Here is an 18393-nt window from a genome sequence, read left to right as displayed (position 1 = left end):
TGAGCCTACCGACCGGCCGGTATGAGTGTCGACAGTGGTTCCCCGCAAAAAGGCACAGGTGGCCATCACCGCGCCACCCGACCCTCCGTAGGGTTGCCGCCATGACCTCCAAGCTGCCCGAGCCCGTGGTGCTCGAGAACGCCGTCGTCCGGCTGGAGCCGCTGGCCATGGGGCACGTGCCCGACCTGTTCGCCGCCGGCGGCGGGGACGACGAGGTCTGGCGCTGGCTGCCCGCCGGCACGCCACGCACCGAGGCCGAGCTCGCGAAGGTGGCCCGCCACCTGATCGACGACGACCGGCACGTCCCGCTGGCGGTCGTGCACAAGGAGAGCGGACGCGCGGTGGGCTGGACCACCTACGGCGACGTGCCGGGCTTCGACGAGAGCGTCGAGATCGGCTGGACGTGGTACGGCCGCGCGGTCTGGCGTACGGCCGTGAACACCGCGTGCAAGCTCCTGCTCATCGACCACGCCTTCGCGCTCGGCCACAACCGGGTCCTGCTCAAGACCGACGTGCTCAACCTCCGGTCGCAGGACGCCATCAGACGCATCGGCGGCGTGCACGAGGGCACGCTGCGCCGCCACCGCAGGAGGCCCGACGGCACCTGGCGCGACACGGTCTGTTTCGGCATCCTCGACGACGAGTGGCCACACCACCGGGCCCGCCTAGGCACGCCGCGGGAAGGCGGCGCCTGACCTGCCGGTGACCTGCCGTCACGCACAATTGCACCCATGAGCCTCGATCACCTCGTCTACGCCACCCCAGACCTGGAGTCCACCGCCGCCGAGCTGGAACGGCTGCTCGGCGTACGCCCCGCGGCCGGCGGGCGGCACCCGGGGTTCGGGACGCACAACCGGCTGCTCGGCCTGGGCGGCACGAGCTACCTGGAGATCATCGGGCCCGATCCCGAGCAGGAGGCCCCGGCCGCGCCACGGCCGTTCGGCATCGACGGGCTGCAAGCGGCGGCGCTGGTCGGCTGGGCGGTGGCCGTCGAGGACATCGACGCGGTCACGGCCAGGGCGCGGGCCCGCGGCTACGACCCTGGAGACCCGCTGGACATGTCGCGGCGCACCCCTTCCGGTGACCTGCTCAACTGGCGGCTCACGCCGCCGGAGCGGGCCGGGCACGACGGGCTGGTGCCGTTCCTCATCGAGTGGGGCGACACCCCGCATCCGGCCGGGCAGGGGCTGCCCGCGGTCGAGCTGGTGTCATTGGCGGGCGGCCATCAGGACGCCCCAGCCGTACGCGCGGCGCTGGCGGCCGTCGGCGCCCGGCTCGACGTCGACGAGCAGACCCATCCCGTCCTGACGGCCGTCCTGTCCGGCGGCTCCGGCCTCGTGACCCTCACGGGCCCCTAGACCGCCCAGGGCCTCGCGACCCTCACGGGCCCCTGGGCGGCCGGCCGAGCATGCCGGCCAGGAAGTCCTCGACGGCCTGCCGGAGCTCTTCGAAGGTCGGAGTGTCGCCCGCCCCCACGATCGCGTCGAACATGAGCCCTTCGCTGAAGGCCACGAGCCGGCGGGCGTGCCGGACCGGATCGCGGGAGCCCTGGGCGGCCAGCAGCGCCACCGCCGGGTCGCGGAAGCGGCTGCCCGCCGCGTCGTAGATCTCGCGCAACTCCGGCCGCCGCGTCGCCTCCAGGGCCAGCTCGTAGCGGGCCAGCGTGCGCCTGCGGTCGTTGATCTGGATGTGCAGCCCCTCGGCCACGCGGTCCGCCATGCCCGCCTGAGCGCCCGCCTGAGCGCCGTGGGTGGCGCTCGTGTAAACCGGGCCGAGCGCGCGCACCTCCAGGTCGGTGAGCCGGGACAGGGTCAACTCCAGCAGGGCGGCGCGCGTGCGGGCGAGGTTGGACGTCGACCCCGGTGGCAGCCCCGCCGCCTCGTCGACGGCCCGATGGGTGAGGCCGCGCATGCCGCGCTCGGCCAGCAGCGTGATGGCCGTGTCCGCGACCAGCTCTGAGCGTTTCACGGGACCCGATCCTACAACCACTCGACTACAGGAGTAGTATGAGGAAACTACAGACGTAGTGCGAAGGAGGCAGGGACATGCCGAAGGCCGTGGTGATCGGCGGGGGTGTCGGCGGGCTGACCGCCGGGGTGGCGCTCCGCCGCGAGGGGTGGGACGTGACCGTGCTCGAACGGGCCCCCCACCTCGCCCCCGTCGGGTCGGGACTGGCGATGGCGCCCAACGCGTTGAAGGCGCTCGACACGCTCGACCTGGGCGATCGCATCCGCGAACTCGGCAGGTTCGAGGGGCAGGTGGGCATCCGCCGCCCCGATGGGCGGTGGCTCGTGCGCACCACGGAGGACGACGCGCTCGCGCGTTACGGGGACTCGATGGTGGTCCTGGCGCGGGCCGCGCTGATGGACGTGCTCGCCGACGCCCTGGGCACGGCCCACCTGCGGCTCGGCGTCACCGTCTCGGGCGTGGACGCCGCCGGAGGGGTCGTCCGCACCGGGGAGGGCGACCTGGAGGCCGACCTGGTCGTGGCCGCCGACGGCATCCACTCGGCGACCCGCGGGGCACTCTTCCCCGGCCATCCCGGCCCGGCGTACTCCGGCGTGACGGCCTGGCGCGCCCTCATACCCAGGTCCGGCCTGCCCATCCAGAGCACGGAGACCTGGGGCAAAGGGCTCCTGATAGGGGTCCACCTGCTGGCGGGAGAAGCCGGGGACATCGGGAGGGCAGGACACGCCGAGGACACCGTGTACGTGTACGCGACCGACCTGTCCCCAGCCGGAGCCGTCCACGCGGACGAGCGGGAGGAACTGCTGCGCAGGTTCGGCGACTGGCACGAGCCGATCCCCTCGCTACTGCGGGCGGCCGACCCCGCGAAGATCATCCGTAACGACATCTTCTCGTTCGGCACGCCGCTGCCCGCCCTGCACAGCGGCAGGGTCGCGTTCGTCGGCGACGCCGCCCACCCCATGACGCCCAACCTCGGTCAGGGGGCCTGCCAGGCGATCGAGGACGCCGTCGTCCTGGCCCGCCTGGCGGGCGGCTCCCCCGCGGTCGAGGAGGTGCTCCCCGCCTACACCGCCGCCCGCCTCGACCGCACGTGGCGGATCGTCCGCCAGTCCATGACCATCAACCGGATGACCAGGCTCCGCCATCCGCTGGCCGTACGGCTGCGCGACCTCGGGATGTCCACGGCCGCCCGGCTCAGCCCCGACCTGATGTTGCGCTCCATGCACGACGTGCTCGGCTGGCGCCCGCCCGCGGCGACCGGCCGGAGGAACGCACCGAACGTCCCGTCCGACGGCTGAGGCGGGCGCCGACCGCCAGGCCCGTCACGAGCCGGTCGCCGTGCTCGTCACCGGGGCCCGATGCCGTCCAGGGTGAAATTCCTGTTCCACTCGCGCACCCACTGCGGGCCGAAGCCCTCGGCCGAGTTGAGCGGCGTGGTCCTGGCGTCGAACTTCCCCGTGGCGGGGTCGAAGGCGAACGCGGCGGCGCTGTCCTTCTTGACGTTGTACGAGTCGAAGTCCGGATTGAAGGTCTTGACGTTCAGCCCGCCGGCGTCATCGGTGTAGGCGAAGTCGCCCGTCGCGATGCTGACCGACCGGGTCAGCACGTTGTGCGCCGGCACGTACAGGGAGTCGGGGTCGGTCCACACGTACGCCTCGGTGCACTCGGTGCTGTCGATCGAGGTGCAGAGCTCGCCGTTCGCCTTCGACGGGACGTACCAGTCACGGATGTTCGGATACTGCTTGCCGTAGTGGCGGTACCACTTCTCGATGTTCTCCCTGGTGTTCGTGAAGCCGCTGCCGTCGCCGGGCTTCAGCATGTCGTTGAAGCGCTCGACCACGACCTTCGAGTTCGGCACCGGCAGGTCGTCCTCGTGGTAGAGCTTGTCGTGCCCGAGGTAGGTCACGTCCTTGAACACGTTGTCCGAGGCCACGTTGCTGTGGCCGGCCTGGAAGAACAGGCCGTGCTGGACGTTGTCGAAGACGTTGTGGCGCACGACCATCCCCGACATGCCGTCGTCCATGTAGACGGCCTGGTTGCCGTCCGCGCCGATGTCCTTGAACAGGTTGTACGCCACCACGTTGTTCAGGTACGTGTAGTCGCGGCCCGCGTAGATCACGCCCTGGTCCGAGGCGTGCGTCACCAGCCGCTCGAACCTGTTGTGGCTGATCTCCATGTCGTTGCCCATGATCTGGATCGCCATGTGGGGCGCGTCGTGGACGTGGTTGTAGCGGAAGGTGTTGCCGACGCCGTACATGTAGCCGGCGGGGGTGTAGGTGGCGAGCTTGGAGAAGTCGTAGATCTCGTTGTGCTCCACGACGTGGTCGCCGCGCTCCAGCGAGTCGCGGTCGCCGCCGGCTGTGAACACCCCGCCGCCGCCGAGGTCGTGCAGCCGGCTGTTGATCACCTTGTTGCCGTGGCCGCCGCGGCTGGTGCGGTATTCGGCGACGGCCGTGATGGCGTCGTTGGCCTCGCCGATCGCGACCGCGTCCATGCTGGCGTTGAGGATCTCCAGGCCGTCGACGGTGCACGACTCCGCGTCGAGCAGCCGTACGCCGGTGCCGGTGGTGCCGTTCAGCTTCAGGCCCTTGAGCGTCACCCCGCGCACGTTCTCCAGCTGGAAGAACGGCGCGTCGAAGGAGGTCAGGCTGATCTCCTTGCCCTCGACGGTCCCGCCCGGCGGGTAGTAGTAGAGGGTGCCGGCGTCGTTCCAGCGGTCGATGTAGTACTCACCCTCGGTGTCGAGCTCGCTGAGCACGTTCTGGGCGACGAACGACGTCCACTTGTCGGTGGCGGCGTACATCGTGGGGTACGTCGTGCGCAGCTCCGCCGCACCGGGGTCCACGGAGGCGATGCGGACGCGGTCGTTGGCGTAGTTGTTGCCGAAATAGCCGGAGAACCAGCCGTCGGTCTCGTGAACGGTGTTGTCGGCCTCCTGGCCCTGCGGCGGCGCCCAGGTGGCGGAGCGCTCCTTGAGCGTGGTGTCGACGGCGGTGTAGACGGGCCCCGGCAGCTTGAGCATGTCCTCGTACGGCATGGTGGTGCCGTCCTCGGTCTTGTCCGAGAAGTAGTCCCTGGCGCCCTTCGGCGCCTCCTTGACGGTGATGGCGGCCCTGTCGAGCTTCGCGTCGCCGTTCGGGTACTGGGCCAGGGTCTGGGTCGCGTCGTCGGTGATCAGCTCGGGGGCGAACGGCTGGGGTTTCCAGTTGAACCCGTTCTTCATGATCACCCCGGCGGGGATGCCCTTCGCGCCGAGGTCGTAGACGTAGACCTGGCCGGCCACCGCGTCGGGGACGCGCGCCTTCGACGACCACTTGGCCTCGTCCGGCACGTCGCTCAGCTTGCGGAAGTCGCCGGGGGCGAGGGTGGTGACGCCGGCGAACTCGACCTGCTCGCCCGGGTGTGCGGCATAGGTGACGTGGGAGTGCTCAGCGCCGCTGAGCTGGATGGTCCTGGACGTCTGGTAGACGCCCTCCCTGATGTAGACGACGCCGGGCCGCCGCGCGCTCGTCCGTCCTGCCAGCGCGTCGCGGGCCTGCTCGACCGTCGCGAACGGATCGGATTTCGTACCGGTGGCGCCTTCTTCGCCGTCCTTGGCCACGTAGACAACGGTCTTGCCGGCGGGTAAGCCGGACTCCGCCGACGCCGGCGCTCCGGCCGCCGTGACCACCAGGACGGACGCGATCAGGACACCCATCGCTCTTCTCGGCATGCTCGTGCCACTCCGCTCGTTCCGCTGCAATGTGACAGACCACAAGGGTCATCGCCGATGCACCGTAACCCTGCAGGCCATGACAATTCAACCGTTTGACCAATGCGGGTGGCCGCCCGCCGGGAGGGCCGCGAGAGGGCCGCGCCTCAGTTAGCGTCCGACGTCGCCGACACGGGGAGGGAGGCCGCTACGCCGTCCTCAGCACTGTCCACTGGTGCCGGGCGGTGGTCGGGGGCCAGGCGGCCGAGCGTGATCGTGCCGCCGATGGTCAGCGCGCCGGCCAGCAGGGCGGGGATCGCCGTGGCCGGGGACGTGGGCAGCGGCTCGCCGAGCAGGATCGCGCCCGCGAGCACGGAGGTGATGGGATCGACGACCTGCACGCCCGCGTAGGCGATGCCGAAGTAGCCGACCGCGTACGAGCGCTGGAGCAGCACCACCGCGCAGACCAGCAGCAGGGGCACGGCGAGGGTGAACCAGTGGACCAGCCGCCCCCAGTCGCCCTGCAGGCCGCCGCCGACCACGCGGACGAACGTGGACACGCTCGCGGTGACGGCCCCCGCGCCCACCGAGAGCAGCGCGGCCCTGGCCGCGCCGTGCACCCGGCGCGCCATCAGCTGCGTGACCAGGGTGACCACCCCGATCACGGCGATGAACCCGATGGCCGCGCCGTCGCTCAGGTGCGGCGGCACGTTGTGCTCAGGCACCAGCATCATGAGCCAGAGCAGGCCCACCGCCACGGCGATCGATCCGAAGATCTCCGCGCGGTACGGCCGGCGGCCGTACAGGAACGCCGCCAGCGGCACCGCGAACACCAGGGTGGCGACGCTGATCGGCTGGACGGCGACCAGCGGGGCGAAGCTGAGCGCCACCGCGTGCAGGCACGCGCCGGTGAAGCCGATGATGCCGCCGATCCACCAGCGAGGGCGCCGCACCAGCCGGAGCGAGGCGCCCTCGGAGACGGCTTCGTACTGCTGCAGCGCGGCGCCGAGCGCGTAGCCCAGCGCGCCGGCCAGAGCGATCAGCAGGCCGACCCAGGTCATCGCGGCCCGCGCAGGGGCAGGCGTCCTTTCAGAGGCATTGCTCCAGCTTATGAGGCCAGCGAGCTTCTAGAATCCACCTTTAGGCTGATAAATCCATCTGAAACCATCCTGAACAGCATGAACGTGTGGCTCATTCTTGAGGCCCGGTCAGGCCCTGCCGGCAGGCGCTAGGAGCGCTCGGGGCAGACGCAGAAAAGGTGGCCCTCCGGGTCCTGCAGGACGACCCAGCGCGTGCCCTCCTCGGTGACGCCCGGCTGGAAATCGGGCCTGGTCGCGCCCAGCGCGATGTACTCGCCGACCGCCTTCTCCACGTCCGGCACCCGGAAGTCCAGGTGGAACTGCTTGGCCGGGCCAGGCCACGCGGCCGGCTCGCGGTCGGGGTTCCTGCCGAAGTAGATGTTCGTGGTGCCGTCGCCCACGGCCGCGTACTCGTCCTCGGAGTACTGGATGTCCAGCCCCGTGACCTCGTGGTAGAACGCGGCCAGCTTCTTGGGCTCCGCGCAGTCGATGGTGACCGCCAGGAGCTTCGCTTTCGTCGTCATGGGTCGAGCGTTCCAGCCGTACCTGCCATCTTGTGTCAGGTACGGCGAAGGGGCGCGCCCGGGTTCGCGCCTCGTGCACGTCGCGCTCGGGCCCCATCCGCTACCCGAACAGAGCTCCGTAAACCGGTAACAAAGCGGTTAACAGCTAGCGATCATTCATCGGTCAGCAAGCGGTCTACGACACCCTCTTCTAGGACAAGAAGGGTGATAAGAATGCCAACTAGCTCAGACCGTCTTTACGAGATCGACGGCCTCCGGCTACTGGCGGCGCTCTGCGTCGTGCTGTTCCACTACACGTTCTCCGGCTGGGCCGGCGACCACAGCCCGGTCGTCTTCGCCGCGGAGAGCGCCTGGTCCAAGTACGGCTACCTGGGCGTGGACCTCTTCTTCCTGGTCAGCGGCTTCGTGGTGCTGATGAGCGCGTGGGGCAGGAGCCCGCGCGCGTTCGTGGTCTCGCGCTTCGTGCGGCTCTATCCCGCGTACTGGGTGGGCATCGCCGTCACCAGCGTGGTGACCGTGACCCTGGGACAGGGCGTGTTCGAGGTGAGCCTGCCGCAGGTGCTGGCGAACCTGACGATGTTCCAGTCGGTGCCGAACATCGCGAACGTGGACGTCGTCTACTGGACGCTCTGGGCCGAGATGCGGTTCTACTTCCTCATCCTGGCCTTCACCTTCATCGGCATGACGCGGACCCGGGTCATGGTGGGGCTCTGGGCCTGGCTGGGGCTGACGTTCCTGGTGCAGGCGGGGCTGCTGCCGGGGATCGCCGACCTGGTCGTGCAGTCGGAGTTCTCCCACTACTTCATCGCCGGCATGGCGCTGTTCATGCTCTACAAGTTCGGGCTGAACGTGCAGATCGCCCTGCTGGTGCCGATCTGCCTGGGCAACGCCATCTACCGGGCCATCGGGTACGCCGACGCCGTCGGTGAACGGTACTCCGTGACGTACTCGCACGCCGTGATCATCGCTGTGGTCGTGCTGCTCTTCCTCGTCATGACGCTCATCGCGCTGCGCGCCACCCGGGGGCTGGGCAGGCCGTGGCTGGTGACGGCCGGCGCGCTGACGTACCCGCTCTACCTGCTGCACGCGCACGTCGGCTTCGTGATCTTCACCAGGGTGGGCGACTCGGTCAACAAGTACGTGCTGCTGTGCGGGCTGATCGTGGTCATGCTCGGCGCCGCGTACCTGGTGTACAGGTTCGTCGAGCGGCCGCTCGCGCCCAGGCTGAAGGCCATGTTGTCAGGTGGCGCGTCCGCTCACGTCCCCAGGCACGCCCAGCGCGAGATGTCCCGCCCGACGTCGGACAGGGTGAGCTGACTCTTCTGACAACCGGCCGGCACGCAGGGCGTTCCCGCTCCGGGTGCGGATACGATCCTCGTCACGGAGAGTGAAGGGGGCCGGATGAGTGAGACCGACGAGCCGGAGTGGGCTCCGCCCGGAGTGGATCCCCAGCGGCCGAGCGTGGCACGCGTGCACGACGCGCTGCTCGGCGGCATGGAGAACTTCGCCGCCGACCGCTCGGTGGCCCGCAAGCTGAAGGACACGGTGCCCGAGGTGGTCGACCTCGTCTGGTGCAACCGTGCCTTCGTCGGCAGGGTGGTCGACTTCCTGGTCCGCGAGGCCGGCATCAGGCAGATCGTCGACCTGGGCGCGGGACTGCCCACGATCGAGAACACCCACGAGGTCGCCCAGTTCGCCGACCGCGCGTGCAAGGTGGTCTACGTCGACGTCGACCCCATGGTGGAGCCGCACGCGCGTGCCCTGCTGGGCGCCAACCCCGTCGCGGGCGCCATCACCGCCGACGCCCGCGACGTCGACGCCGTGCTCGGCCACCCGGTGTTGCGCGGCCTCATCGACCTGTCCCAGCCGACGGCGATCATGGCGATCGGGCTGCTGCACCTCTTCCCCGACACGGAAGACCCCCACGCCCTGGTCAGGCGGTACATGTCGGCGCTGGCGCCGGGCAGCTACCTCGCCGCCTCCAACATGCTCGCCTCCGCCAACCCCAAGGCCAAGGCGCTCGAGGTGATGTTGCAGGCCACCATGGGCGCCGGCTTCTTCCGCGACCGCGCGGCCATCACCGCGTTCTTCGACGGCCTCGTGCTGGTGGAGCCGGGGGTCGTGCACTTCCCCGAGTGGCACCCGGACGAGCGCGTCCCCGGCCCGCTCGCGCCGTGGGAGGAACTGCTCCTGGGCGGCGTCGCCCGCAAGCCGTGAGTCCTCGTGACCCGGGTGACCGTCGCTGACGGTAAGGTGAGCCCCATGCCGCGACGCATGCTCATCTGCTCTCCCCCGCCCGCCCGCTAGCGGGCGGCTCTCCTGACACTTTCCCGGGTCTGACAGATCCGTGGGTGGGTGCTGCCCGCACACCGGGCCCCTTTCCACCACTCCATCCGGAGCAATCTGTCATGACCCATGTCTCCGCGCGGCGGGGCACCTTCTACGTGTCCATGGCCGCGACCGCCTGGGGCACCGGCGGCGCCGCGGGCTCCCTGCTCTTCCAGACCGGCCAGCTCGGCCCCGTCGGCGTGTCCCTGTGGCGTCACCTTCTCGGCGCCGCGTTCCTGTTGCTGATCGTCCGCCGTTTCGTCCTCGCCGACCACCTCGACTGGCGCGTGCTGCCGATCGGGGCCGGCATGGCCGTGTACCAGACCGCCTACTTCGCCGCGATCGCCCACTCGGGCGTGGCCGTCGCGACCGTGGTGACGATGGGCGCGACGCCCGTCCTCACGGCCGTGGGCAGCCGGCTCTTCCTGCGCGAGCGGCTCGGCCGCGGCGCGCTCCTCGCACTGGCCGCCGCGCTGGCCGGGCTCGTCCTGCTCACGGTGGAGCCCGCGAACCACGCCGCGACCCCCTCAACGGGCTCCCCCGCCGCCGGGGTCGCCTTCGCGCTGGCCTCCGCCACCGGGTACGCCGGGGTGACGTTGTTGTCACGGCGGCACAAGGACCGCGACCCGCGGACCACCGCCATCGGCGGGTTCGCCGTGGCCGCGGTGTGCCTGGCGCCGTTCGCCCTGGCGGACGGCGTGGTGCCGGACCCGAGCTGGCCGTCGCTGGCGCTGCTCGTCTACCTCGGCGCGGTGCCGACGGCGCTCGCGTACGGGCTGTACTTCGTGGCGCTGACCGCGCTGCGGGCCACCACGGTCGCCATCATCTCGCTCGGCGAGGCCGTGGGCGCGGCGCTGCTCGGCGTGGCGCTGTTCGGGGAGCGGCTCACGCCACTCGCCTGGACCGGCTGCGCCCTGCTGCTGGCCGCGGTGACAGTGCTCGCTCTCCGGGCCGAAGCGGGGTGACTCGGGCGGGTGCGTTGTGACGGTACAGGCCGCCGGATGAGTTAAGGTCCGGTACGGCGGCGCTTGCCGTATCGTCGCTCCGCTCCCACCCCTTGGCCGAGGGAACGGTCTCGGCGAAGCGTGCGTTGGAGGAACTGTGGCGTCAATCTCGGGAATGTTGAGGAACCTGCTGGATCGCCCGGGCGGAGTTCCTCTGACCCCCTACCAGAAGATCGTCAAGGCCGCCGGAGCGCGAGCCGCCAAGATCGGCGAGCTCGACGAGCTGCCCAAGCCGGAGATGGACGATCTGGCCGGGTTCTGTGCCATCGTGCGCGAGGCCGCGGACCGCGAGCTGGGGCTGCGCCCTTACGACGTGCAGCTGCTGGGCACGCTGGCCCTGCTCGACGGCAAGGTCGCGGAGATGGCGACCGGCGAGGGCAAGACGCTCTCCGGCGCCATGGCCGCGGCCGGCTACGCGTTGCAGGGCAAGCGCGTCCACGTGATCTCCGTGAACGACTATCTCGCCCGGCGCGACGCCGAGTGGATGGGGCCGTTCTACGCCGCGCTCGGCGTCGGCGTGGGCTGGATCGGCCAGAACTCCACGCCTGAGGAGCGGCGCGAGGCGTACGCGAAAAACGTCACCTACGGCCCGGTCAGCGAGATCGGGTTCGACGTGCTGCGCGACCGGCTGCGCACCGACGCCGCCGGGCTGATCGTGCCCGCGCCCGAGGTGGCGCTCGTCGACGAGGCCGACTCCGTGCTCGTCGACGAGGCCCGCGTGCCGCTGGTCATGGCCGGCGCGGCCGACCCCGGCAACGCGGTGCCGGAGATGGCGGCGCTGGTCAGGCAGCTCGTCCGCGGCTACCACTACGAGATCGACGAGCAGGCGCGCAACGTCTACCTGACGCCCAAGGGCGCCGACAGCGTGGAAAACCTGCTGGGCGTCGAGCTCTACGACGAGCACGAGCCAGGCACGCTGATCGAGCTCAACCTGGCCCTGCACGCCCACGCCCTGCTCGCCCGCGACGTCGACTACATCGTGCGCGACGGCAAGGTGCAGCTCATCAACCCCTCGCGCGGCCGGGTGGCCCTGCTCCAGCGCTGGCCCGACGGCCTGCAGGCGGCCGTGGAGGCCAAGGAGGCGCTGCCGCCGAGCGAGAAGGGCGAGATCCTCGACTCGATCACCGTGCAGGGCCTCATCCGCCGCTATCCGCAGATCTGCGGCATGACCGGCACGGCCGTGGCCGTCAGCGAGCAGCTCGGCGAGTTCTACGGCCTCAAGGTCGCGGTGATCCCGCCCAACCGGCCGTGTGTCAGGACCGACGAGCCCGACCGCATCTACCCGACCGTGCCCGACAAGGACGCCGCCCTGGTCGAGGAGATCCAGGAGGTGCACGCCACCGGCCGGCCCATCCTCATCGGCACGCTCGACGTGGCCGAGTCGGAGAACCTGGCCAAGCTCCTCCAGCGCCGCGGCCTGGAGCCGGTGGTGCTCAACGCCAAGAACGACGCGGAAGAGGCCGCGATCATCGCCAAGGCGGGCGAGCGCGACGCCATCACGGTCTCCACCCAGATGGCCGGCCGCGGCACCGACATCCGCCTCGGCGAGGGCGTGGCCGAGCTGGGCGGCCTCTACGTGGTCGGCTCGGGCCGCCACGCCAGCAGCCGGCTCGACGACCAGCTGCGCGGCCGGGCGGGCCGCCAGGGCGACCCGGGCGGCTCGGTCTTCTTCGTCAGCATGCAGGACGATCTGATCACCCAGTTCGTCCCCGACGAGCGGCCGCCCGCGGCCGACCCCGACGGCGTCGTCCGCCACCGGCGCGGGGCCTACCTCGTCGGCCACGCCCAGCGCGTCGCCGAGGGCGTCAACCTGGAGATCCACCGCAACACGTGGCGCTACACCCGCCTGCTCGAGCACCAGCGCGAGCTCATCCTCGAGTGGCGCGACAAGGTCCTGCACGGCGACGCCGCCTCCAAGGCGCTGGCGAAGGCCGACTCCGAGCGCTGGGAGTCGCTGCCCGAGGACACCCGTGACGAGACGGCCCGCCAGATCGTCCTGCACGCGATCGACCGCTGCTGGACCGAGCACCTGGCGTTCCTGACCGACCTGCGCGAGGGCATCCACCTGCGGGCGCTGGGCCGGATGAGCCCGGTCGACGAGTTCCACAGGGAGGCCGTGGCCGAGTACAAGTCGCTGCTGGCCGAGGTGGAGCGGCGCTCGCTGGAGTCGTTCGAGGCGCCCGAGCCCGATCTGCGGCGGCCCACGGCGACGTGGACCTACCTCGTCCAGGACAACCCGTTCGGCACGGAGTGGGACCGCATCCTCAAGCGCGTCACCGCCGCCACCCGGCGCGGCTGAGCGCGGCACAAGAGACGGTCAGGGCCACTTGGGGTCGCCCGACGGCACGACCGGCCCTTCCAGCACGCCCAGCCGCTCCAGCAGGGTGAGGAACGTCATCGCGTACGGCGAGTCCTCGATCACGGCCGCGACCCGCGGCCAGTCGACCTGCTCGCGCAGCGCGCGCACCTGCGACAGCAGAGCGCCGTAGTCGCAGGCGTGCTCCGACAGCGGCAGCAGCCACGAGATCACCAGGTCGGTGGCCTCCAGCACGGGAACGATCACCGCCGACGCCTTCAGCGGCTCGGCCCTGTCGAGCAGCTCGTCGGTGATCGCCAGGTCCGACACCCGGAAGATCAGATCCACCAGGCGGCCCTCGTCGTACGCCTTGACCAGCCAGTCCTCCGGCGGCTTGGCCGTCTGGAAGCCCAGCCCGCGCAGCGCCTCCAGGGCGGCGGGCACGTCGTGCTCGGTGACCACGAAGTCCACGTCGTGCAGTGACGGCGCGGCCCCTCTGGCATAGGCGGCGCAGCCTCCGGCCAGCGCGAATTTCACTCCGGCGTCCTTCAACCCGGAGCTGGCGCGCTTGAGGGTGTCGAGGATCGCGTCCGTGACCGCGTGACTGTGGCTGCTCATGGTTTCGGGCTACCCACACGATCCTCCACTAGGCGTTCGTGTTATAGGGCCTCTCCAGCGAGTACGCCCTGCACCTGGCGGGGGCCCGCCGAGGTGCGGGAGAAGCCCGCGGCCCGGTGGGCGAGCTGCTCGCCCGCCCGTTCCGCCTGTCGCAGTGGGTGGCCACCGCGTACGCCGCCGGGCTGGCGCCGGCGCCCAAGGTCACCCGGCTCGTGGGGGCGACGATGACCGCGGTGGATCTGCGACTGGCTGCAGCTCGCCTACGCGAAACTGATGAAGTCGGCCCTCGTGAATGACGCGGTGACAAAGGCGGCGTCCGATGTTTTCTCCTTTTCGCCTCCGAGCGGAAAAACATGTTAAGCGGCCACCCCTCAGGGCAGAGGCGGAGTCATGGCTACTTTGCTCTGGATCATCGCGGTAATTCTCGTCATCTCCGGGATCTACGTGATCCTCGCCCGCCGCGACCTCCTCTGGGGGATCGTGCTCATCGTGCTCGGTTTCCTGGTCGGGCCTGGCGGGGTCAGCATCTTCAATGTCTAGGGGCGCCACCCGGACGGCTCCCCGCTCGACCCGACCGCTGGGCCGATCCCCGAGAACGGTCCAGCGGTCCTCCCTTTGCCGGAATAACGCAACAATAACCGGAGTACGCATAACGTTTCCTGTGCGTCCTGCGGAGAACTCAGCCCACACTGTTCTTTCCAGCCCCGTGTCAGGTCGTCGCTGAGGGAATCAGCGGAACCGGTCTGGCCGGCAACCGGCGAGCTCGGGGGCTGGTGACCCGGTGAGGATCTCGGAAGCGGCAAGGCGGCCGGCCGCGGCCGCCAGGGTGATCGCCGAGTGCATCACGGTGATGTACAGACCCCGGGTGCCGGCGGGGCGGCCGATGACCGGTTCCCCATCGGCGGGCATGGGGCGCCAGCCGATCTCGCCGGAGACGATCTTCGTGCCGCCGGCTCCGGCGAAGGAAGCAGCGAACCGGTCGCGGACACGTCGGGCGGTCCCGAGCAGGGCGGCCTGGTCCGTCTCCCCGGCGTACGCCATAGGGGCGAGGACCGTGCCGTCGTCGAGCTGCCGGACCTGGTAGCGCAGCGGCGCCGAGGGCACGTCGCTGACGGCCGGTCGTCCGATCCAGGCGAACGAAGCGCGGGTGGCGCCCGAACCGGGCAGGCCCGCATCGATCAACGTGACGGATCGTCCGTGCCCGGCCAGGTGGTACGCCAGCGACGCCCCGACGATGCCGGCGCCGACCACGACGATGCCGCGATCTGTCATTCCAGCGTTCTAGCAGGTGGGGCACCGCCGGCGACACCGGATATCGGCGACCGGAGCCACTCATCAGGCTCAACCGGCAACTCGATCTGTTGAGCGCGATGACTCCATCGCATGGGGAATCGACGAACCCACGCGCTCCGGCGAAAGGCCACCGTCCCGTCGGGCGGTGGCCTCCAACCTGCGGGTCAGAACCCGTTCTCGTGTTCGAGGCAGTAAACGCCGTACGCCCGGCCGAGCACCGGCAGGGCCACGTTGCGCACCCTGATGCCGCCCGGCGTCATGCCCTTCGGGCTGCCCTTGTGCGCGTGCCCGTGGAGGATCAGATCCGCGCCGGCCGTGTCGACGGCCTCCGCCAGGAGATAGCTGCCGAGGAAGGGGTAGATTTCCGACGGCTCGCCCTCCAGCGTCTCCTTGACGGGCGAGTAGTGCGACAGCACCACGCGCTCGTCGGCCACGATCTCCTTCAGCGCGACCTTCCACGCCTCGGCGATGTGGCGGGTGTGGGCGACGAAGTTCTTGATCTCGCGCTCGCCGAACTCGCTGGCGCACTTGCCGGCGAACCCGCCGCCGAAGCCCTTCCCGCCGACGACCCCCAGCTTCGTGTCACCGCACTGGAGCACGACGCCGTCGTCGTCGAGCACGATCACCCCGGCGTCGCGGAGCTCATCCGCGATCTCGTCCTGCAGGTCGGAGTGGTAGTCGTGGTTGCCGAGCACGGCGACGGCCGGGATCGGCAGGTCGCGCAGCTCGTCGGCCACCACCTTGCCCTCCTGCAGCGTGCCGTGCCTGGTGAGGTCGCCCGCGAGCATGAACACGTCGGCGCGCTCCTCGATGCCCTCCAGCCTGCGCCGGTAGTGGCCCCTGCCGTCCTCGCCCAGGTGAATGTCGCCCACTGCGGCGATGCGCAGGTCAGTCAAGATGCTCATCCTCTCCTGGCTCGGTGGCGTCCACGATGTTGATCTCGTTGTGCACGCGGAGCCCGGGCGCGGTCTCGTGCGCCACCTGGCCGAGCCGCGTGCGCTGCTCGGCCTCGCTCACCTGACCGCGCAGGAACAGCTGGTCTCCTCTGATGTCCACGCGGATGCCCAGCTCGTTGGTGCGCACGTCCTCGGCCAGCGCCTGCTGGACGCGGGCCGCGACGTACTGCGGAGCCTCCATCGCTGCCTCCTTCCCCTGTCGCCGCATTCCCGGGTATAAACCCGTCAAACGGCATGAATTAGGTCTATAACCGCCCGTTCCACTGGGCCCGCCGTGGCCAGCTGCCCGAAGTCGGCGTCCGCCCCGAGCTCGGTCAGCACCGCCGCGATTGTCCTGTCCCGCTCGTACGCCTCGACCACGCGCGGATCCACGTACGAGGCGCGCGCCACGGTGAGGGTGTTGCCCAGGTACTCGGCGACCTCGCGCATGACGCGCACGATCGCCTTCTGCTTCTTCGTCCGCCCCTCCGCGCCGGCCGGCCTGGACACCGCCAGCCCCACGGCGGCCAGCACCGTGGCGTGCCAGGTGCGGAAGTCCTTGGCCGTGACCTCGTACCCGATGGTCTCGCGCAGGTAGTCGTTGATGTCCTCGCTCCTGATGTCGCTCCAGCCGCCCGCGTGCCGGTAGCGCAGCAACTCACCGTCCTCCCCGAGCGCCTTGAGCGACCTGAGCACCCGGCACGCCCCGGGATCGGCCAGTTCGACCTCGCGGGCGATGTCGCCCTTGGCCGGGTAGGAGCAGACGACGACGCCGCGGGCGCAGGTGACGTGCTCCATCCTGAGCGTGGCCAGCCCGTAGGTGTCGTAGCTCTCGCCGCCGATGCGGAAGAAGCCGATGTCGAGCAGGCGGGCGGCGGCGGCCAGCACCCGCTGCCGGGTCAGGCCGCGGCCCTGGAGCTGGTCGTCCACGGCCTTCCTGAACGCGGGCAGCCGCTCGGCCACCTCCAGCACCCGGTCGAACTTCTCCCGGTCCTGCTGCTCGCGCCACACGTCGTGGTAGCGGTACTGCCTGCGCCCGGCCGCGTCCGTGCCCACCGCCTGCAGGTGCCCGTCGGGCGAGGCGCAGATCCACACGTCTTTCCAGGCCGGCGGGATCGCCAGCGCCTTGATCCGCTCCACCGTGGCGCGGTCGCGCACCGGCCGGCCGTCCGGGTCCACGTAGGAGAACCCCCGGCCGCGCCGCCGTCGTACGATCCCCGGCTCGTTCTGGTCGCTGGGCCGCAGGTCCACGTTCGGGTCTGGCTCGGGCACCGGGCACGGCTACCCAGGACGTTACCTCGCAAACGGGACGGGCAGGTGAGCGGCATGTCTGAACACGGAGAGTGGCACGAGGAGAAGTCCAGCAGGGGTCACGCCATGGTGCCCGCCACCCCGCGCGACGTGGTGCACATCAGGGTGGGCTCGTTCCTGCTGGTGTTCCTGTTCGCGGTAGCGGTGCTCGGGCTCATCGCGGGCGCCCCGGTCATGACGGGCATCGCAGCCGTGCTGGCGGTGCTCACGGTGATCGACATCACGCTGGCCGTACGCCGCCAGAAGCAGCGGGGCGACGGAGAGGCGGGCTGATCTCGACATGGTGCAGTTGTGCGGGCGAGTCGTGGTGGTGACGGGCGCGAGTGGCGGGGTGGGGCGCGCGGTCGTCCGCGAGCTCGGGCGGCGGGGGGCCAGGGTGGCCCTGATCGCCAGGGGCAAGGCCGGGCTGGGCGCGGCCGCGGTGGACGTGGGGGTCGAGGGAGGCAGTGGGCAGGTCTACGAGGCGGACGTGGCGGACTATGACGAGGTGCGCAAGGCCGCCGAGAAGATCGAGGCGGAGATGGGCCCGATCTCGGTGTGGATCAACACCGCTTTCTCCTCCGTCTTCGCGAAATTTCAAGACATCTCCCCTGAGGAGTTCAGCCGTACGACGGCCGTCACCTACCTCGGCTACGTCTGGGGCACCAAAGTGGCCCTCGACCTGATGCGGCCGCGCGGCACCGGCGCCATCGTCCAGACGGGCTCGGCGCTGTCCCAGCGCGGCATCCCGCTGCAGTCGGCCTACTGCGGCGCCAAACACGCGATCAAGGGCTTCTCGGAGTCGGTCCGCACGGAGCTGCTGGCGGACGGGAGCGACATCCAGGTCACGCTCGTGCAGCTTCCCGCCGTCAACACCCCCCAGTTCGAGTGGGTGCTGTCCAAACTCCGCCGCCACCCCCAGCCGGTCCCCCCGATCTACCAGCCCGAGGTCGCGGCGCGGGCGATCGTGTACGCCGCCGAGCACCCGGAGCGCAAGGAGTACTGGGTGGGAATGAGCACCGCGGCCACCCTCCTGGCCCAGCGCGTGGCTCCCGCCCTGGTGGACCGCTATCTGGCGCGAACGGGAGTGAGCTCGCAGCAGACGGACGAGAAGCCCCCCACGGGCGTGTCCAACCTCTGGGACCCGGCCGACGAGACGACGGACTACGGCGCCCACGGCACCTTCGACGAGCGCTCGCACGCGCACAGTCCACAGGTCTGGCTCTCCCGGCACCGCCGCCCGGTCCTGCTCACGCTGGCCGCGGGCACGGCCGCCGGCGCCCTCGCCTCCCTTGGCCGGCGCCTGCGGCGCTGACCGTCCGCGACAGCACCACACACGACGGGAGCCGCCCGCGTCGAGCGGGCCG

Annotated in this window: 20 protein-coding genes; 11 read left to right on the top strand and 9 right to left on the bottom strand. The window is 70.6% G+C overall.

The window, feature by feature from the left end; translation table 11 throughout:
* Window positions 1-101: 101 nt before the first annotated feature.
* The gene (locus ABGA98_RS13980) at window positions 102-695 is read left to right on the top strand and encodes a GNAT family protein (protein ID WP_347618673.1); all 594 of its coding nucleotides are present in this window, start codon (window positions 102-104) and stop codon (window positions 693-695) included.
* Window positions 696-731: 36 nt separating this feature from the next.
* A complete protein-coding gene (locus ABGA98_RS13975) occupies window positions 732-1358 on the top strand; it encodes a VOC family protein (protein ID WP_347618672.1) in 627 nt (208 codons plus the stop codon).
* Between the two features lie 22 nt (window positions 1359-1380).
* Here ABGA98_RS13975 and ABGA98_RS13970 read toward each other — a convergent pair whose 3' ends face one another.
* Window positions 1381-1968: a TetR family transcriptional regulator C-terminal domain-containing protein gene (locus ABGA98_RS13970; RefSeq protein WP_347618671.1), complete on the bottom strand. Its 588-nt coding sequence runs from the start codon at window positions 1966-1968 to the stop codon at window positions 1381-1383.
* 77 nt (window positions 1969-2045) lie between these two features.
* Between ABGA98_RS13970 and ABGA98_RS13965 the strand changes: the two genes are divergently transcribed.
* Window positions 2046-3266 carry an FAD-dependent monooxygenase gene (locus ABGA98_RS13965; RefSeq protein ID WP_347618670.1) on the top strand — a complete coding sequence of 407 codons (1221 nt, stop codon included), beginning with the start codon at window positions 2046-2048 and terminating at the stop codon, window positions 3264-3266.
* Between the two features lie 47 nt (window positions 3267-3313).
* Here ABGA98_RS13965 and ABGA98_RS13960 read toward each other — a convergent pair whose 3' ends face one another.
* From ABGA98_RS13960 to ABGA98_RS13950, 3 genes are all read right to left on the bottom strand, one after another.
* Window positions 3314-5665 (bottom strand): right-handed parallel beta-helix repeat-containing protein, encoded by a 2352-nt coding sequence (locus tag ABGA98_RS13960; protein WP_347618669.1) that lies wholly within the window; start codon window positions 5663-5665, stop codon window positions 3314-3316.
* A 161-nt stretch (window positions 5666-5826) separates the two neighbouring features.
* Complete coding sequence (locus tag ABGA98_RS13955) at window positions 5827-6720, bottom strand: DMT family transporter (protein WP_347618668.1); 894 nt, start codon at window positions 6718-6720, stop codon at window positions 5827-5829.
* 167 nt (window positions 6721-6887) lie between these two features.
* Window positions 6888-7262 carry a VOC family protein gene (locus ABGA98_RS13950; RefSeq protein WP_347618667.1) on the bottom strand — a complete coding sequence of 125 codons (375 nt, stop codon included), beginning with the start codon at window positions 7260-7262 and terminating at the stop codon, window positions 6888-6890.
* A 213-nt stretch (window positions 7263-7475) separates the two neighbouring features.
* On the opposite strand from ABGA98_RS13950, the gene ABGA98_RS13945 reads away from it, so the two are divergent.
* The 4 genes from ABGA98_RS13945 (at window position 7476) to secA2 (ending at window position 12893) form a co-directional block, all read left to right on the top strand.
* Complete coding sequence (locus ABGA98_RS13945; protein WP_347618666.1) at window positions 7476-8579, top strand: acyltransferase; 1104 nt, start codon at window positions 7476-7478, stop codon at window positions 8577-8579.
* Window positions 8580-8663: 84 nt separating this feature from the next.
* A complete protein-coding gene (locus ABGA98_RS13940; protein WP_347618665.1) occupies window positions 8664-9479 on the top strand; it encodes an SAM-dependent methyltransferase in 816 nt (271 codons plus the stop codon).
* Between the two features lie 191 nt (window positions 9480-9670).
* On the top strand, window positions 9671-10555 hold the full coding sequence (locus tag ABGA98_RS13935; protein WP_347618664.1) for an EamA family transporter: 885 nt from the start codon (window positions 9671-9673) through the stop codon (window positions 10553-10555).
* Window positions 10556-10709: 154 nt separating this feature from the next.
* A complete protein-coding gene (gene secA2, locus ABGA98_RS13930; RefSeq protein WP_347618663.1) occupies window positions 10710-12893 on the top strand; it encodes an accessory Sec system translocase SecA2 in 2184 nt (727 codons plus the stop codon).
* A gap of 18 nt (window positions 12894-12911) precedes the next feature.
* Here secA2 and ABGA98_RS13925 read toward each other — a convergent pair whose 3' ends face one another.
* Complete coding sequence (locus ABGA98_RS13925) at window positions 12912-13508, bottom strand: nucleotidyltransferase (protein WP_347618662.1); 597 nt, start codon at window positions 13506-13508, stop codon at window positions 12912-12914.
* Window positions 13509-13624: 116 nt separating this feature from the next.
* On the opposite strand from ABGA98_RS13925, the gene ABGA98_RS13920 reads away from it, so the two are divergent.
* Together ABGA98_RS13920 and ABGA98_RS13915 are read left to right on the top strand one after the other, a co-directional pair.
* Window positions 13625-13804, top strand: a complete 180-nt coding sequence (locus ABGA98_RS13920; protein ID WP_347618661.1) for a DUF1360 domain-containing protein — start codon at window positions 13625-13627, stop codon at window positions 13802-13804.
* 94 nt (window positions 13805-13898) lie between these two features.
* Window positions 13899-14048 carry a GPGG-motif small membrane protein gene (locus tag ABGA98_RS13915; protein ID WP_165959640.1) on the top strand — a complete coding sequence of 50 codons (150 nt, stop codon included), beginning with the start codon at window positions 13899-13901 and terminating at the stop codon, window positions 14046-14048.
* 189 nt (window positions 14049-14237) lie between these two features.
* Here ABGA98_RS13915 and ABGA98_RS13910 read toward each other — a convergent pair whose 3' ends face one another.
* The 4 genes from ABGA98_RS13910 to ABGA98_RS13895 all read right to left on the bottom strand — a co-directional run bounded on the left by ABGA98_RS13910 (window position 14238) and on the right by ABGA98_RS13895 (window position 17008).
* Window positions 14238-14780, bottom strand: coding sequence for an FAD-dependent oxidoreductase (locus tag ABGA98_RS13910; RefSeq protein WP_347618660.1), 543 nt, complete (start codon window positions 14778-14780; stop codon window positions 14238-14240).
* 185 nt (window positions 14781-14965) lie between these two features.
* On the bottom strand, window positions 14966-15706 hold the full coding sequence (locus tag ABGA98_RS13905) for a metallophosphoesterase (RefSeq protein WP_347618659.1): 741 nt from the start codon (window positions 15704-15706) through the stop codon (window positions 14966-14968).
* Window positions 15690-15938 (bottom strand): BON domain-containing protein, encoded by a 249-nt coding sequence (locus ABGA98_RS13900; protein ID WP_347618658.1) that lies wholly within the window; start codon window positions 15936-15938, stop codon window positions 15690-15692. Before ABGA98_RS13900 ends, ABGA98_RS13905 begins: the two co-directional genes overlap by 17 nt.
* Before the next feature lie 44 nt (window positions 15939-15982).
* Complete coding sequence (locus tag ABGA98_RS13895; RefSeq protein ID WP_347618657.1) at window positions 15983-17008, bottom strand: DNA topoisomerase IB; 1026 nt, start codon at window positions 17006-17008, stop codon at window positions 15983-15985.
* A gap of 54 nt (window positions 17009-17062) precedes the next feature.
* Here ABGA98_RS13895 and ABGA98_RS13890 point away from each other — a divergent pair, with 54 nt between their 5' ends.
* Both ABGA98_RS13890 and ABGA98_RS13885 read left to right on the top strand, forming a co-directional pair.
* On the top strand, window positions 17063-17320 hold the full coding sequence (locus tag ABGA98_RS13890; protein ID WP_347618656.1) for a hypothetical protein: 258 nt from the start codon (window positions 17063-17065) through the stop codon (window positions 17318-17320).
* A 7-nt stretch (window positions 17321-17327) separates the two neighbouring features.
* A complete protein-coding gene (locus ABGA98_RS13885) occupies window positions 17328-18341 on the top strand; it encodes an SDR family oxidoreductase (RefSeq protein WP_347618655.1) in 1014 nt (337 codons plus the stop codon).
* Window positions 18342-18393: the final 52 nt, after the last annotated feature.

The sequence above is a fragment of the Nonomuraea sp. B1E8 genome, from assembly GCF_039871515.1.
In the GTDB taxonomy this organism is placed as follows: Bacteria; Actinomycetota; Actinomycetes; order Streptosporangiales; family Streptosporangiaceae; genus Nonomuraea.
The sequence above is the reverse complement of the archived record's forward strand: the minus strand, read 5'-3'. Positions and strand labels throughout refer to the sequence as shown.

What these genes read in the sequence shown, in the direction of transcription:
- ABGA98_RS13980 (WP_347618673.1), top strand. Translation starts at nt 102, where the DNA reads ATGACCTCCAAGCTGCCCGAGCCCGTGGTGCTCGAGAACGCCGTCGTC.
- ABGA98_RS13975 (WP_347618672.1), top strand. Translation starts at nt 732, where the DNA reads ATGAGCCTCGATCACCTCGTCTACGCCACCCCAGACCTGGAGTCCACC.
- ABGA98_RS13965 (WP_347618670.1), top strand. Translation starts at nt 2,046, where the DNA reads ATGCCGAAGGCCGTGGTGATCGGCGGGGGTGTCGGCGGGCTGACCGCC.
- ABGA98_RS13960 (WP_347618669.1), bottom strand. Translation starts at nt 5,665, where the DNA reads ATGGGTGTCCTGATCGCGTCCGTCCTGGTGGTCACGGCGGCCGGAGCG.
- ABGA98_RS13955 (WP_347618668.1), bottom strand. Translation starts at nt 6,720, where the DNA reads ATGACCTGGGTCGGCCTGCTGATCGCTCTGGCCGGCGCGCTGGGCTAC.
- ABGA98_RS13950 (WP_347618667.1), bottom strand. Translation starts at nt 7,262, where the DNA reads ATGACGACGAAAGCGAAGCTCCTGGCGGTCACCATCGACTGCGCGGAG.
- ABGA98_RS13945 (WP_347618666.1), top strand. Translation starts at nt 7,476, where the DNA reads ATGCCAACTAGCTCAGACCGTCTTTACGAGATCGACGGCCTCCGGCTA.
- ABGA98_RS13940 (WP_347618665.1), top strand. Translation starts at nt 8,664, where the DNA reads ATGAGTGAGACCGACGAGCCGGAGTGGGCTCCGCCCGGAGTGGATCCC.
- ABGA98_RS13935 (WP_347618664.1), top strand. Translation starts at nt 9,671, where the DNA reads ATGACCCATGTCTCCGCGCGGCGGGGCACCTTCTACGTGTCCATGGCC.
- secA2 (WP_347618663.1), top strand. Translation starts at nt 10,710, where the DNA reads ATGTTGAGGAACCTGCTGGATCGCCCGGGCGGAGTTCCTCTGACCCCC.
- ABGA98_RS13925 (WP_347618662.1), bottom strand. Translation starts at nt 13,508, where the DNA reads ATGAGCAGCCACAGTCACGCGGTCACGGACGCGATCCTCGACACCCTC.
- ABGA98_RS13915 (WP_165959640.1), top strand. Translation starts at nt 13,899, where the DNA reads ATGGCTACTTTGCTCTGGATCATCGCGGTAATTCTCGTCATCTCCGGG.
- ABGA98_RS13910 (WP_347618660.1), bottom strand. Translation starts at nt 14,780, where the DNA reads ATGACAGATCGCGGCATCGTCGTGGTCGGCGCCGGCATCGTCGGGGCG.
- ABGA98_RS13905 (WP_347618659.1), bottom strand. Translation starts at nt 15,706, where the DNA reads ATGAGCATCTTGACTGACCTGCGCATCGCCGCAGTGGGCGACATTCAC.
- ABGA98_RS13900 (WP_347618658.1), bottom strand. Translation starts at nt 15,938, where the DNA reads ATGGAGGCTCCGCAGTACGTCGCGGCCCGCGTCCAGCAGGCGCTGGCC.
- ABGA98_RS13890 (WP_347618656.1), top strand. Translation starts at nt 17,063, where the DNA reads ATGTCTGAACACGGAGAGTGGCACGAGGAGAAGTCCAGCAGGGGTCAC.
- ABGA98_RS13885 (WP_347618655.1), top strand. Translation starts at nt 17,328, where the DNA reads ATGGTGCAGTTGTGCGGGCGAGTCGTGGTGGTGACGGGCGCGAGTGGC.